The sequence below is a fragment of the Devosia sp. genome, from assembly GCF_040509215.1.
Taxonomy (GTDB): Bacteria; Pseudomonadota; Alphaproteobacteria; order Rhizobiales; family Devosiaceae; genus Devosia.
This window is the reverse complement of the sequence record NZ_JBEVLL010000265.1, coordinates 1-13516: the sequence shown is the minus strand read 5'-3', so window position 1 is coordinate 13516 and position 13516 is coordinate 1. Positions and strand designations below refer to the sequence as shown.

Annotated in this window: 13 protein-coding genes; 8 read left to right on the top strand and 5 right to left on the bottom strand. The window is 63.7% G+C overall.

The features are described 5' to 3' along the window. Positions 1-789, bottom strand: a 789-nt coding sequence (locus ABW043_RS15010; protein ID WP_353922008.1) for a MurR/RpiR family transcriptional regulator, incomplete at its 3' end; no start/stop codon positions are given. Positions 790-1051: 262 nt separating this feature from the next. On the opposite strand from ABW043_RS15010, the gene ABW043_RS15005 reads away from it, so the two are divergent. The 8 genes from ABW043_RS15005 (at position 1052) to ABW043_RS14970 (ending at position 9550) form a co-directional block, all read left to right on the top strand. Beyond that, positions 1052-2542 (top strand): ABC transporter substrate-binding protein, encoded by a 1491-nt coding sequence (locus ABW043_RS15005; protein ID WP_502908653.1) that lies wholly within the window; start codon positions 1052-1054, stop codon positions 2540-2542. A 63-nt stretch (positions 2543-2605) separates the two neighbouring features. Further along, complete coding sequence (locus ABW043_RS15000) at positions 2606-3565, top strand: ABC transporter permease (RefSeq protein ID WP_353922006.1); 960 nt, start codon at positions 2606-2608, stop codon at positions 3563-3565. Beyond that, on the top strand, positions 3565-4407 hold the full coding sequence (locus ABW043_RS14995; RefSeq protein WP_353922005.1) for an ABC transporter permease: 843 nt from the start codon (positions 3565-3567) through the stop codon (positions 4405-4407). Before ABW043_RS15000 ends, ABW043_RS14995 begins: the two co-directional genes overlap by 1 nt. Further along, entirely contained in the window at positions 4404-6134 is a 1731-nt protein-coding gene (locus tag ABW043_RS14990) for an ABC transporter ATP-binding protein (RefSeq protein ID WP_353922004.1), read from the top strand. Before ABW043_RS14995 ends, ABW043_RS14990 begins: the two co-directional genes overlap by 4 nt. Further along, entirely contained in the window at positions 6131-7123 is a 993-nt protein-coding gene (locus ABW043_RS14985) for a serine hydrolase domain-containing protein (RefSeq protein WP_353922003.1), read from the top strand. Before ABW043_RS14990 ends, ABW043_RS14985 begins: the two co-directional genes overlap by 4 nt. A gap of 4 nt (positions 7124-7127) precedes the next feature. Then, complete coding sequence (locus ABW043_RS14980) at positions 7128-8252, top strand: anhydro-N-acetylmuramic acid kinase (protein ID WP_353922002.1); 1125 nt, start codon at positions 7128-7130, stop codon at positions 8250-8252. Continuing rightward, the gene (locus ABW043_RS14975; RefSeq protein ID WP_353922001.1) at positions 8252-8671 is read left to right on the top strand and encodes a GNAT family N-acetyltransferase; all 420 of its coding nucleotides are present in this window, start codon (positions 8252-8254) and stop codon (positions 8669-8671) included. Before ABW043_RS14980 ends, ABW043_RS14975 begins: the two co-directional genes overlap by 1 nt. After that, positions 8672-9550 carry a DMT family transporter gene (locus ABW043_RS14970; RefSeq protein ID WP_353922000.1) on the top strand — a complete coding sequence of 293 codons (879 nt, stop codon included), beginning with the start codon at positions 8672-8674 and terminating at the stop codon, positions 9548-9550. It begins immediately after the preceding gene. A gap of 62 nt (positions 9551-9612) precedes the next feature. On the opposite strand, the gene ABW043_RS14965 is transcribed toward ABW043_RS14970, so the two are convergent. From ABW043_RS14965 to ABW043_RS14950, 4 genes are read right to left on the bottom strand one after another with little or no spacing between them, the layout of a single operon-like run. Then, positions 9613-10524 carry a TIM barrel protein gene (locus ABW043_RS14965; protein WP_353921999.1) on the bottom strand — a complete coding sequence of 304 codons (912 nt, stop codon included), beginning with the start codon at positions 10522-10524 and terminating at the stop codon, positions 9613-9615. 16 nt (positions 10525-10540) lie between these two features. Beyond that, positions 10541-11653 carry an ABC transporter ATP-binding protein gene (locus ABW043_RS14960; protein WP_353921998.1) on the bottom strand — a complete coding sequence of 371 codons (1113 nt, stop codon included), beginning with the start codon at positions 11651-11653 and terminating at the stop codon, positions 10541-10543. A 7-nt stretch (positions 11654-11660) separates the two neighbouring features. Continuing rightward, on the bottom strand, positions 11661-12578 hold the full coding sequence (locus tag ABW043_RS14955; RefSeq protein ID WP_353921997.1) for an ABC transporter permease subunit: 918 nt from the start codon (positions 12576-12578) through the stop codon (positions 11661-11663). A gap of 10 nt (positions 12579-12588) precedes the next feature. Continuing rightward, positions 12589-13473 (bottom strand): ABC transporter permease subunit, encoded by an 885-nt coding sequence (locus ABW043_RS14950; protein ID WP_353921996.1) that lies wholly within the window; start codon positions 13471-13473, stop codon positions 12589-12591. Between the last annotated feature and the right edge of the window lie 43 nt (positions 13474-13516).

Genomic DNA, 13516 nt, shown 5'->3' with positions numbered 1-13516 from the left:
GTTCGCCACCCCGAGGAACAAACAGTCCACGATCGCCAGCTGCGCAATGCGGCTGACCATAGCCCCCGCCCGCAATCGGCTTTCCCGCGCCCGGCTCACCAGACACTCCTCCGCCGCCTTTGCCAGCGGTGATTCCGGCGACCCCGTCAGCGCTATCGTCAGCGCCCGCGCCTGCCGCGCAATCTCGATATAGCGCACCGTATCCGCCGTCTCTCCCGAATGGGAAAACCCAAACGCCACCGTCCCCGCCGGCGACAGCAGCGCCGCCGTCCAAGCCTCATGCGGATCAGCCAGCAGAAACGCATTGCGCCCGATACGGAACAGCTTGTGATGCAGGTCCTGCGCCACGAACTGGCTCGCCCCGATGCCGAACAGCAAAATCCGCTGCGCCTTGTCGAGCGCCGCCACCACCCGCTCCAGCGCCTCATAATCGAGCCCCGAAACCGTCTCGTCGATCGCCAGCATTTCGAGCGAGGCAACCTTTGACGCCATTTCCCGCAGCGTATCGGACTTGGCGATCTCCGCGCCGAGGATCAGGTTGCCGCCATACTGGGCGGTCTCCTTGCCCAGCTCCGTCGCCAGCGACATGCGCAGTTGCGCATAGCCCGAAAGCCCCAGCGCCTGGCAAAAGCGCACCACTGAAGCCACCGAAGTCTGGCAGGTTTCAGCCAGCTCATAGATCGTCTTGTCGAGCACCAGGCTCGGCGTATCGCTGATCACGCTGGCTACCCGCTGCATGGCCGGCGTGAACTTCGCGGACGAAGCCTCAATGGTCGATTGAATTCCCAAAGCATCCTCCAGGGCGCCGGCCCGATATGCGGCAACGCTACTCCAAATCAACCGAAAACTGAAACAATGTTTCACATAAGGCCAATATTCTGAAACTCGTTGACACAGACTGGCGCGACTTCATAGGCTTGTCATGAACCATTGTCGCCGACAGGGCAGCCCCGAGGGGTTGGAGCGGCAATGCACTTCAGGAGATTGGCTTTCGCGCGAAGGCCGCCAGCAAGGAGGGAATAAGATGAACTGGATCAACCACCGCAAGCTCATGACCGGGCTCGCCATCGCCACGGCGCTTTCCACGGCCGCCGTCGCCCTGCCGGTGCAGGCAGCGACGCTCCGCATGGCCTGGAGCCAGGACGCGACGGGCCTCGACCCGCATAAGCAGACCGCCTTCCCGTCCATTCGCCTGCTCGAACTGGTCTATGAGCCGTTGGTCCGCTTCGATGCCGATCTCAACGTCATTCCCGCCATCGCAACGAGCTGGGAATTCTCCCCCGACGCCAAGACGCTGACCTTCAAGCTCGATCCCAACGCCAAGTTCACCAACGGCGCCCAGGTCACCCCGGCCGACGTGAAGGCGTCCTTTGAGCGCATCCTCAACGAGGAAACCGCCGCCGCCGCGCGCTCGAATTTCCTCTCCATCGACACCATCGACACGCCCGACGCCGAGACCGTGGTCTTCAACCTCAAGACCGCCGACGTGCCGATCCTCGTCGCCATGGCGACCATCAACGCCGCTATTGTTCCGGCCAGCGAAATCGAATCCGGCACCATCGGTACCGAAGCCATCGGCTCCGGCCCCTTCAAGCTCGATAGCTGGGAACCCAATTCCCGCGAAGTGCTGAGCGCCAATGCCGATTGGGCTGGCGGCGACGTCAAGGTCGACGGCATCGCCATCTCCGTCCTGCCTGACGAAACCGCGATCCTCGCCTCGCTCCGCGCCGGCCAGACTGATTTTGCCCTGCTCAACGATCCGCTGGTCGCCACCATGGTGCCCAACGAAGCCAATCTTCAGCTCAACCGCGTTGCCGGCCTCGCCTACAACGTGCTCCAGCTCAATCCCTCGCGTCCGCCCATGGACAATCTGAAGGTGCGCCAGGCCATGTCCTGCGCCATCAACCGCCAGGAAATCGTCGATGCGGCCCTCGCCGGCGAAGGCAAGGTGACAGGCCCTCTGACTATGCCGGCCTTCGCCCAGGACCCGAGCACCCTCTTCTGCTACGAGCAGGACCTCGAAAAGGCCAAGCAGCTCATGGCTGAATCGGGCGTCACCGGCTTCACTGCCAAGGTCATCGGCGCGACGGGCGAACCCCCGGTTGCCGCTTCCGAAGCCCAGGTGCTTCAGGCCCAGCTCGCTGAAATCGGCATCAATCTCGAAATCGAGATGATGGAACTCAACGTCTATGTCGACACCTGGCTCGCCGGCAATTTCGACATGGCCGTCGCCCAGAATGGCGGCCGTCCGGATCCGTTCCCTATGTACAACCGCTACTTCACCAAGGACGGCAACCTCCTCAAGGTTTCCAACTTCGTCGACGACACACTCGACACCCTGATGCGTGAAGGCCAGGCCGAAACCGATCCGGCCAAGCGCGTCGAAATCTTCCACAAGTTCGAAAACCACCTCGTCGAACAGGCGCCGTGGCTCTGGCTCTCGACGGGCTATGGCTACACCGCCCAGCTCAAGACGGTTTCGGGCTTTGTCCCCTCGCCGACCGGCACGCTGTTCGGCCTCACCGAAGTTTCAATCCAGTAATTTTGTATTACGTTCGGAGCCGGCCCACGGGCCGGCCCCTTTTTATCCAGGAGAAGGCGTTCGATGAATTATGTGGTGCAACGCCTCCTGACGTTCCCACTGATCCTGCTCGGGGTTTCGGTTCTCGTCTTCGTCTCGATCCGCCTCGTGCCCGGCGATGCCATCACCGCCATGCTCGGCACTGAAGCCGGCCTTCTCACCCCCGCTCAACGCACGGCCCTCGCCGCCTATTTCGGCATCGATCAACCCATCTGGTCACAATATCTGCGCTGGCTCTCTGGCCTCTTCCAGGGCGATCTCGGCATTTCCTCCATCTATGGCAAGCCGGTCCTCTCGATCATCCTCGAGCGCTTCCCGCTGACCCTGCAATTGGCGCTGATGTCGATGGTGATCTCCCTTAGCGTCGGCATCCCGCTCGGCGTCTTCGCCGCCACCCGCAATGAAAAGCCCAGCGATCTCATCGTCCGCATGCTCGCCATGCTCGGCCAGTCGACGCCGAGCTTCGTCATCGGCGTGCTCATCATCTATGTCCTGTCGGTCTTCTTCGGCTTCGTCCCCGCCATGGGCACCTTCACGCCGCTGACAGTCGACCCCTTGGCCAGCATCGGCCAGTTGATCTTCCCGGCCATCACGCTCGGCTTTGCCTTCGCCGCCTCGGTCACCCGTATTTCGCGTTCGGCCATGCTCGACGTCCTGAGCGACGATTATATCCGTACCGCCCGCTCCAAGGGCGCCTCCCAGCGCAGCGTCGTTTGGCGCCATGCGCTGCCCAATGCGCTCATTCCGGTCGTCACCCTCTCCGGCGTCGAATTCGGCTATCTCCTCGGCGGCGCCGTCATCGTCGAGCAGATCTTTGCCCTGCCCGGCCTCGGCCGTCTCGTTCTCGATGCCATCACCCAGCGCGACTACGCGCTCGTCCAGGGCACCGTCCTCTTCATCGCCTTCAACTTCCTGCTTGTGAACTTGCTCGTCGACCTCGCCTATGTCGCGCTCGATCCGCGCATCCGGATCGGGGGACGCTGATGTCAAAGCTCGCTCGCGCCTTCCTGCGTCACCCCTCCGGGCGCATCGGCCTCGCCATCATTTCGCTCTACCTGATCGCAGCCCTGCTCGGCGTCGTTGGCCTCACCCCGCATGACCCGCTAAAACTTTTCGCAATCGATCGGCTGAAGCCCCCCAGCGCCACCTATTGGTTCGGCACCGACCTCCTCGGCCGCGACACGTTTAGCCGCCTCATGGTCGGCATCAAGCAGTCGATGATCATCGCCTTCTGTTCGGTCGGCCTCGCCACTCTCTTCGGCACCGTCATCGGCCTCCTCGCCGCCTGGTGGGGCACGCTGTGGGATGGCATCCTGATGCGCATCATGGACGTGTTGCTGGCCTTCCCGGCCATCCTCCTCGCCCTCCTCATCATCGCCATTGTCGGCCCGGGCACCTCGACCAGCGTCGCCGCCATCGCCATCGTCTACACGCCCATCTTCGCCCGCGTCGTCCGCGGCCCGGCTCTGTCGCTCAAGCAGCGCGATTTCGTCGACGCCGCCCGCACCTTCGGCAGTTCCCAGCCCTACATCTTGAGCCACCACCTGCTGCTCAATCTCGTCGCCCCCCTGGCGGTGCAAGTGACGCTGGCCCTCGCCTGGGCCCTCCTCACCGAAGCCGGTCTTTCCTTCCTTGGCCTCGGCACCCAGCCGCCCACCCCGTCGCTCGGCCTCATGCTGGCCGAAAGCAAGAACCTCATGACTCAGGCCCCCTGGCTGATGATCTTCCCGGCCCTGACCATCATGCTCGGCATTTTGGGCTTCAACCTCACCGGCGACGCCCTGCGCGACATTCTCGATCCCCGCACCCAGAGGAGAGAAGCATGACCCCTCTCCTTTCCGTCCGCGACCTGCGCGTCGGCTTCGGCCAAAGCCCTGCCGCCAATGAAGTGGTGAAGGGCGTCAGCTTCGACCTCGCACCCGGCGAAACCCTCGCCATCGTCGGCGAAAGCGGCTCGGGCAAATCCGTCACCGCCCTCTCGGTCAATCGCCTCGTCGATTTCGGCGGCGGCCGCATCACCAATGGCTCCATTCTCCTGCAACGCAGCGACGGCTCGACCCTCGATGTCGCCAAGGCAGACGAAAAGGTCCTCCGCACCATTCGCGGCCGCGATGTCGGCATGATCTTTCAGGAGCCGATGACCTCGCTCAATCCGGTGCACACCGTCGGCGCCCAGATCGAGGAAGCTTTCAAGCTCAATCGCGGCCTCCACGGCGCCGAAGCCGAGCGCGCAGCCTTGGACGTGCTCGACCGCGTCCGCATCCCCGACGCCAAATCCCGCCTCGGCTACTACCCGCACCAACTCTCGGGCGGCATGCGCCAGCGCGTCATGATCGCCATGGCCCTCGCCAGCAGTCCGCGCCTCCTCATCGCCGACGAGCCGACGACTGCGCTCGACGTCACCGTGCAGGCCCAGATCATGGCGCTCCTCGCCGAGCTGCGCGCCGAAACCGGCATGTCGATGATCTTCATCACCCACGACATCGGCCTCGTCGCCGGCATTGCCGACCGCATCATGGTCATGCAACACGGCCTCGCCGTCGAGCAGAACACGACCGACGCCGTGCTCGACAATCCGCAGCACGACTACACCAAGCACCTCCTCAACGCCGTGCCGCACTTCACCTCCGGTAAGGCCGTCCGCGCCGACAACGAGCGCACTGCTACGAGCGAACCCATCATTAGGGTAGACGACCTCGTCGTCCGCTTCCCGGTAAAGAAGGGCCTCTTCAAGCCCAAGGGCGCCATCCACGCCGTCGATGGCGTCAGCTTCGATCTCATGCCCGGCGAAACCCTCGCCATCGTCGGCGAAAGCGGCTCCGGCAAATCCACCACCGCCCGCGCCATTTTGGGCCTCAATGAAAAGCACCGCGGCGCCATCGCCGCCAAGGCTGGCCGCTCCCGCCGCCCCATCCAAATGGTGTTCCAGGACCCCTTCGCCTCGCTCAATCCGCGCCTCAATGTCGAAGCACTCCTCGCCGAACCTGCCATCGCCAACGGCCAGAAGCTCGATGAGACCCTCCGCACCCGCATGCGGTTCCTCCTCGACCGCGTCGGCCTCCCCGCCGACGTCCTCAACCGCTATCCCCATCAGTTCTCCGGCGGCCAGCGCCAGCGCCTCTGCATCGCCCGCGTCCTGATGCTCAATCCCGACGTCGTCGTGCTCGACGAGGCCGTCTCCGCCCTCGACGTTTCGGTCCAGGCTCGCGTCCTCGATCTTCTCGTCGATCTGCAGCGCGAATTCAGCCTCGCCTATCTCTTCATCTCGCACGACATGGCCGTTGTCGAACGCATCGCCCACCGCATCGCCGTCATGTATGCCGGCCAGATCGTCGAGATCGGCGAAGCCCGCGCGGTCCTCTCCGACCCACAGCACAGCTACACCAAGCGCCTGATCTCGGCCGTTCCTGCCGTCGAGCGCCGTCGCCAGCACTTTGCGCTCGACGCCACCCAGGTTCCATCCCTCGTCCGCCCCGCCGGCTACGAACCGCCCCCAGCCAATTGGCGTGAGGCCGGGCGGGATCACCGTGTCCGCATCGAAGAAATCAAATGAGCAAGCCGCAAGACATGCTGGAGCGGGCCTTCCCCGCCCTTGAACAAGCCATCGCATCCGGCCGCATTCCCGGCGGCGTCCTCGGCATCATCGACCGCGACGGCAACCGTGCCACCCGCGCCATCGGCTCCGCCCAAACGGTCCCCACCAGCCGCCCGATGACCGAGGACACTTGGTTCGACCTCGCTTCCATCAGCAAGGTTGCCTTCACCACCGAGCGCATCCTCGCCCTCGCCGAAGCCGGCACCATCGATCTCGACGCGCCGCTGACGACCATCCTGCCCGACTACCGCCACTACAATCTCGACAATTGGGAGCGGAAGATCACCTTCCGCCAGTGCCTCGGCCACCAGACGCCCTTCCCAGCCGTCTTTCCGCTCTACACCTATGGCCGCGACCCGGACCTCCTGCGCACCTTCCTCCTGCAGCACGAATTCCCTGCGGGCCCCGCCGTCTATTCCGACATCAATTTCATCCTGCTCGGCTTCGCCCTCGAACGCATCCACGGCAAGTGGCTACGCGAGCAGGACCCCGGCCCCGGTTTCGCCTGGTCCGCCGATCCGCAAAACGCCGCCGCCACCGAACTCTGCTACTGGCGCCACCGCGTCCTCGTCGGCGAAGTCCACGATGACAATTGCTCGGCCCTCGAAGGCGCCGGCAATGCGGGCCTCTTCGGCACCGTTCATTCCATGCTCGACTTCGCTGGCAACAAACTCACCAATGCCGGCCCCGACGCCCTGATCCGCACCCCCCTCAGCGCCCGCCGCACCCATGGCTGGGAACGCCCCTATGATGGCTGGTCGGGCGGCGACAACTGCACCGCCGAAACCATCGGCCATACCGGCTTTACCGGCACCGGCATCTGGATCGATTTCGCTCGCGGCCACGCCTGGACCCTCCTGACCAATCGCGTCCACCCCACCCGCCATTTCGACAGCGGCATCTTTGCGCTGCGCCGGGCCGTGGGCGACCGCATCAACGCCGAGTAAGCAAATGACCTTTGAACCAATCTGGGCCGTAGGCCTCATGACCGGCACGGTGCTCGACGGCAATATCGACGTTGCCCTCCTCCGCACGGACGGCGAAACCGTCCAAAGTTTTGGCGCCTACACCCTCGCGCCCTATCCCCAATCGATCCGCGACCAGCTCGAAGAAACCCTCTCCCAAGCCCGCACCTGGGCCTTCGAAGGCCCAGAGCCCGCGATCTTCGCTGAAGCCGAAGACGCCCTCACCCGCGCCCAATCCGCCGCCGTCGCCGCCTTGGTGAAGGACGCCGGCCTCAAAAATGAAGACATCGGCGTCGTCGGCTTCCACGGCCAGTCCGTCCTCCACCGCGCGCCTCAACCCGGCCGCATCGGCGCTACCCGCCAGCTCGGCAATGGCAAGCTGATGCACGACCTCCTCGGCATCCCCGTCGCCTATGATTTCCGCTCCGCCGACGTCCGCGCCGGTGGTCAGGGCGCGCCCCTCGCCGCCCTCTATCACCAAGCCCTCCTGAAAAAGATTGGCGCCACCGACGGTAAGACCGCCGTGCTCAATCTCGGCGGCGTCGCCAATGTCACCTTCTGGGATGGCAAAGACCAGCTCATCGCCTTCGACACCGGCCCCGCCAACGCCCCGATCAACGACTTCGTCAAAAGCCTCGGCCTCGGCGACATGGACCACAATGGCGAGATGGCCCTGCGCGGCAAGGTCGACGAAGAGCGCCTCGCAAAGCTGCTGACCCACCGCTATCTCAGCGCCCCCTATCCAAAATCCCTCGACCGCTTCGACTTCCTCTCGACCATGGCCGATGGCCTCAGCGCCGATGATGGCGCGGCAACCCTCACCGCCTTCACCTGCGGCGCCGTCGGCAAGGCTCTCGACCTCCTGCCCCAGCGCCCCGAAAAGCTCGTCGTCTGCGGCGGCGGAAGGCACAATCCGGCGATCATGGCCATGCTGAAAACCCGCGCCGGCGTCGAAGCCGTCCCCGCCGAAACCGTCGGCTGGCGCGGCGACGCCATCGAGGCCGAATGCTTCGCCTTCCTCGCCGTCCGCGTCCTCCGCGGCCTCCCCATCAGCTTCCCAACCACCACCGGCGCACCCCATCCGCTCACCGGCGGCGTACTGGCCGCCTGATGGTTGTCTCCATCGAAGTCACCGACCGGCCCACCGCCGAGGCACTCGACCTCATCGGCAAGGGCCTCACGAGCTTTAACGAAGCCGATGTCGGCCCCGCTGATCGCCGGCCCCTCGCCGTCTTGGTCCATGATGCCGACCAGTCCCTCGTTGCCGGCATTTCCGGCTACACCGCCTGGGGCTGGCTCTATGTGCAATGGCTCTGGGTCGCCGAGGAAAAGCGCGGTCAGCAGATGGCCGCCCACATGCTCGCCGCCGCCGAAAAGGAAGCGCGCGCCCGCGGTTGCCACGGCGCCTATATCGACACCTTCAATCCCCATGCCTTGCACGTCTACCAAAAGGCCGGTTACACGGTCTTCGGGACCCTGCCGAACTTCCCTCCGGGCCGCACTCGCAGCTTTCTCTCCAAGGATCTCTAGGTGAAATCCCTCAGCGGCATGCTCTTCTGCGCCTCCGGCATCGTCCTGATGTGCTGCATGGATGCGGTCGCCAAGGCGCTCGGCGCAGACCTGACCACCTTCCAGGTCGTCTTCCTCCGCTATCTCGGCGCCGCCCTCTGGCTGATCCTCTGGATCGCTCTCACCGGCGCCTCCTGGCCCAAGCGCGAAGACCTCGGCCGCCAGGCCCAGCGCGCCGCCCTCCTCGTCGTCACGGCATCGCTCTTCTTCTACGCCGTCACCCACCTGCCCCTCGCGGTCGTCGCCGCCCTCGGCATGACTGCCCCGGTCTATGTCACCCTTCTCGGCGCCATTTTCTTCCATGAAAAGATCGGCCCCGGCGCCTGGCTCGCCCTTGGCCTCGGCGCCGCCGGTTCCGCCACCATCATCTTTGCCGGCCACAGCAATCCCTTTGCCTCCGCCAATGGCGACGCCATTGCCTGGGCCGCCGCGCTCCTCGCCCCGCTCACCTACGCAATCGTCGTAGCACTCCTCAAACACCACTCCACCCGCGAAGATCCCGCCGCCATGACCATGGGCCAGTCCCTCATCGCGGCCCTCCTCTCTTTCCCGCTCGCCCTCGGCGCCTGGCCCGAAATCACGCCGAAAATCGCCGGCCTCGGCACGCTCATCGGCCTCCTCGGCGCCGTCGGCTTCCTGCTGCTCATCAACGGCCTCCGCCGCCTCCCGGTCAGCGTCTTCGCTGTGCTCGATTACACCGCCCTCATCTGGGCCGGCCTCCTCGGCTTTTTCTTCTTTTCCGAAATCCCCGGCCCGCAACTCTGGCTCGGCGGCAGCCTCATCATCGCCGCCTGCGCCCTCAACTCCCGCCGCGCAGCAGAGCCGCAAACGGCCAGCTAGAAACAGCTCGGGCGCCGGCATGGCCGACGCCCGTTCTCATTTCTATCGGAGCAGATTAGCGCTTACTGCGCCGCTTCCAGCGCCTGACCATCAAGGCCAGCCAGTGCCCGTGCACGGCGCAGGCTCTGAGGCTGCTCGGCGCGATAGCGACGGCCGATTTCCATCATCAGCACGGTATCGGGCAGGAAGGTCAGTTCGGAGAAAATCCGATCCCAGTCGATATCGCCCCAGCCGAGCGGCATGTGCAGGTCGCCAATGCCCATCGCCGTGTTTTCCTGCGGGTGATACGGCTTGAAGAAGCCCTGCGGACGGCCAAAGCTGTCGTGGACATGCAAGTGCCCCGCGACCGGCGCCATGGCAGCGATTTCACTGAAGAAATCGAGGCCGCGATAGGTCGCTTCAAGATAGGCGTGGCTGAAGTCGATGAGAGCAACCACATTGGGGTGGTTCACTGCCTTCACCGTTTCGGCGACCTGGCTCGGGGTCTGGCGATACTGACCGAGTTCGGTCGTAAAGATGTTTTCAAGCGCGATGCGCACGCCATAGGGGCGAGCGAAGTCGGCCAGTTCCGTCAGGGCCTCACGTTCGCGATTGTCGGCCCCAGCGCGCTCGGCGATCTGGTCGGCGCGGACGAAACCACCGTGTTGCACGATGACGCGGGCATTGACGCGATCGCAGACTTCAACCAGCGCCTTGGCGGCATCAATCTGATAGCGCTGGGTCACCGGGTCCATGAAATTGGACGAAACCAGGCCGTGCACCGTGTAGCGGAAATCGAACTGGCTGGTGATGGCAACGAGGCGCTCGGCGCGCTCGGGAATGATCCGGCCGCCCGAGATCAGGTCGAGGCTGGTCAGCCCCAGTTCCACAGTGTCGACACCCATTTCGGCGAGCGCGCGCAGGTCGTCATGAAAGCTCAAAAATTCGCCGTCGGTGGAGCCGACATTGAAGCCAGTGCCGATGATATTGCCCATTGGGGCCTCCTTGGGATCAGGCAGAAACGGAATCGGTGGCGCGAACCGGGCGACCTTCGTGGTCGATGCGGCGGCCGCTCGTGTGGTCGAAGACGTGGACGTCGCCTTCGCTCATGGCGAAGTGAATCGGCATGCCGGTGCCAAGCGCGTCATTGCCGCTATCGATAGCGATGATCGGGCTGCCATCAGCGCGGGCATAGATGAGACGCGAAGCGCCCAGTTCTTCGGTGTAGTCGACCACCGCGGCAATGGCGTCCTGATGGCCGGCATCGACACGTCGAACCAGTTCGGGACGGATGCCGATGGACACTTCCCGGCTCAGATGCGCCTTGGCAAGGCCCGGCAGGTTGAGCATGCCGCCCTTGCCGTGGCGGAAATAGCCGTCTTCGCCGAAAAAGCCGCGCACCAGGTTCATGGCCGGAGAGCCGATGAAGTCAGCGACGAAAAGGCTCGCTGGGTGGTGGTAAACTTCGGACGGCTTTCCGACCTGTTCGACGAAGCCGGAATTCATCACGATCAACCGGTCGGCCAGCGTCATGGCTTCGGTCTGGTCATGGGTCACGAAAACCGAAGTGACGCCGAGGCTGCGATGGAGATTGCGAACCTCGGCACGCATGGCGACGCGCAGCTTCGCATCGAGATTGGAAAAGGGCTCGTCGAACAGAAACACCTTGGGCTCACGCACCATGGCGCGGGCCATGGCAACGCGCTGGCGCTGGCCACCCGAAAGCTCGCCCGGCTTGCGGTCGAGATAGGGTTCGAGGCTGACTGATTTCGCCACCTTGAGCACCTTGGCCTCGCGTTCTGCCTTGGGCATGCCGGCGACCTTGAGTGCATAGCCGATGTTCTGGCGCACGCTCATATGCGGGTAGAGCGCGTAGTTCTGGAACACCATGGCGCAGCCGCGCTCACGCGGCTCGAGCTCGTTGACCACCTTGCCGTCGATGGCAATCGTGCCATCGGAAATCTCTTCGAGCCCGGCAATCATGCGCAGCAGGGTAGACTTGCCGCAGCCCGATGGTCCGAGGATGACGACGAATTCGCCCGCCTCGATCTCGACATCGACGCCATGGATTACGTCGTTCTTCTGGTAGCGCTTCTTGACGCCGGAAAAGCTGATCGCAGCCATGAAAGTCTCACTTGTCTCGGGTGATAAGGCCGCGCACGAACCAGCGCTGCATGAGCGCAACGATGAGCAGCGGGGGGAGCATGATGATGAGGGCGCCTGCCATGGTGACGTTCCAGTCAGGCGTGCCGTTTTGCGTGGGGATCAGTGCCTTGAGCTGCATGACCACCGTGCCGTAATTGGTGCGGTCCGTGGTGATCAGCAGCGGCCAGAGATACTGGTTCCAGCTCGATACGAACATGATGGTGGCAAGCGCCAGCATATTGGTGCGCGAGAGCGGCAGCAGCACATCGAAGAAGAAGCGGATAGGGCTTGCGCCATCCATCTTCGAAGCCTCGATCAGTTCATCGGGAATGGTCATGAAGAACTGGCGATAGAGAAATGTACCCGTCGCCGTGGCGACCAGCGGCAGGATAAGGCCGGTGTAAGAGTTGAGCAGGTTCCATTCGAGCCCGATGCGGACACTCGAAACGGCCTCCACGAGCCCGGTAATCCCCAGCGTATCGAGCACGACCTGGAACGGCAGCAGCGCATTGGCGGCAATCGCATAGGTCGGCACGATGCGCACTTCGAGCGGCAGCATCAGGGTGATGAAGATCATCCAGAAGCAGACCATGCGCGCCTTGAAGTCGAAGAACACGATGGCAAAGGCCGAGATCGAGGCGAGCAGGATCTTGCCGAAGGTGACGCCGGACGCAACGATCAGGCTGTTGATCATTTTCGGGCCGAGATCGGCGCGGGCCCATGCGGCCTGGATGTTCTCCCAAAGGTGGGAAGACGGCCAGAGCACGATGGGCACGCGGCTGACTTCCTGCAGCGACTGGCTGCCGGCCACAATGACGATCCAGAAGGGAACCAGCACCACCAGGAGCCCCAGAACCATGGCGGCATAGGTGACGAGATTGAAGAAGGGCGAACGTTCGATCATCTTGTCGTCCTCAATTGTAGTGCACGCGCTTTTCGACCCATTTGAACTGGACGAAAGTGAGCGCGATAACGAGGAACATCAGGACGATCGACTGGGCTGCGGCGCCCGAATAGTCGAGGCCTTTGAACCCGTCGAAATAGATCTTGTAGACCATGACTTCGGTTGCCCCGACCGGACCGCCTTCGGTCATCGTGTCGATGAGCCCGAAGCTGTCGGTAAAGCTCGAGATCAGGTTCATGATCAGGAGGAAGAACACGGTCGGCGCGATCAGCGGCAGTTGCAGGTCGAACATGCGGCGCACGGGACGCGCGCCATCCATGGCGCCGGCCTCGGTGATCGAACGCGGGATCATCTGCAGGGCCGCAAGGAAGAAGATGAAATTATAGCCGATGCCGAGCCAGGCGTGGCAGATGATGACCATCGCCAGCGCATGCATGCCATTGGTGGATGGGTCCCAGATGCCCGGCCAGATCTGGTTGATCGAGCCGATCAAGCCCGATTGCGGGGCAAAAATGAAGCGGAACGCCACGCCGGCCGCGGGAGCTGCGATGGCATAAGGCCAGACATAGACCGACTGGAAAAGCTTGGTGCCCTTGAGCGAGCGATCAACGAAGCACGCAAGGAACAGGGCGACGGCCATGGAGAGGCCAGTCGTGCACATGGCGTAGAACGCGCTGCGAGCGACGGTCGCCCAATATTCGCGATCCCGGAAGATGGCGATGAAATTGTCGAACCAGACCCAGCTATTGCCGCCGCCCCAGGGCTGTTCGAGCGTGAATGCCCAATAAAGGGCCTGGGTCGTGGGCCAGTAGAAAAAGATCAGCACCAGGAGAAGCTGCGGGCCGATCAACAGCCATGGCAGAACCCCGTTGCGATAATAGGCGCGTCGTTCCATCGCCGTCTCCAATACGGATAAAAGACAGCACGGACGGCGCAAG

Bases quoted from the DNA above. Each gene is read 5' to 3' on its own strand.
- ABW043_RS15005 (WP_502908653.1), top strand. From the start codon at position 1,052: ATGACCGGGCTCGCCATCGCCACGGCGCTTTCCACGGCCGCCGTCGCC.
- ABW043_RS15000 (WP_353922006.1), top strand. From the start codon at position 2,606: ATGAATTATGTGGTGCAACGCCTCCTGACGTTCCCACTGATCCTGCTC.
- ABW043_RS14995 (WP_353922005.1), top strand. From the start codon at position 3,565: ATGTCAAAGCTCGCTCGCGCCTTCCTGCGTCACCCCTCCGGGCGCATC.
- ABW043_RS14990 (WP_353922004.1), top strand. From the start codon at position 4,404: ATGACCCCTCTCCTTTCCGTCCGCGACCTGCGCGTCGGCTTCGGCCAA.
- ABW043_RS14985 (WP_353922003.1), top strand. From the start codon at position 6,131: ATGAGCAAGCCGCAAGACATGCTGGAGCGGGCCTTCCCCGCCCTTGAA.
- ABW043_RS14980 (WP_353922002.1), top strand. From the start codon at position 7,128: ATGACCTTTGAACCAATCTGGGCCGTAGGCCTCATGACCGGCACGGTG.
- ABW043_RS14975 (WP_353922001.1), top strand. From the start codon at position 8,252: ATGGTTGTCTCCATCGAAGTCACCGACCGGCCCACCGCCGAGGCACTC.
- ABW043_RS14965 (WP_353921999.1), bottom strand. From the start codon at position 10,524: ATGGGCAATATCATCGGCACTGGCTTCAATGTCGGCTCCACCGACGGC.
- ABW043_RS14960 (WP_353921998.1), bottom strand. From the start codon at position 11,653: ATGGCTGCGATCAGCTTTTCCGGCGTCAAGAAGCGCTACCAGAAGAAC.
- ABW043_RS14955 (WP_353921997.1), bottom strand. From the start codon at position 12,578: ATGATCGAACGTTCGCCCTTCTTCAATCTCGTCACCTATGCCGCCATG.
- ABW043_RS14950 (WP_353921996.1), bottom strand. From the start codon at position 13,473: ATGGAACGACGCGCCTATTATCGCAACGGGGTTCTGCCATGGCTGTTG.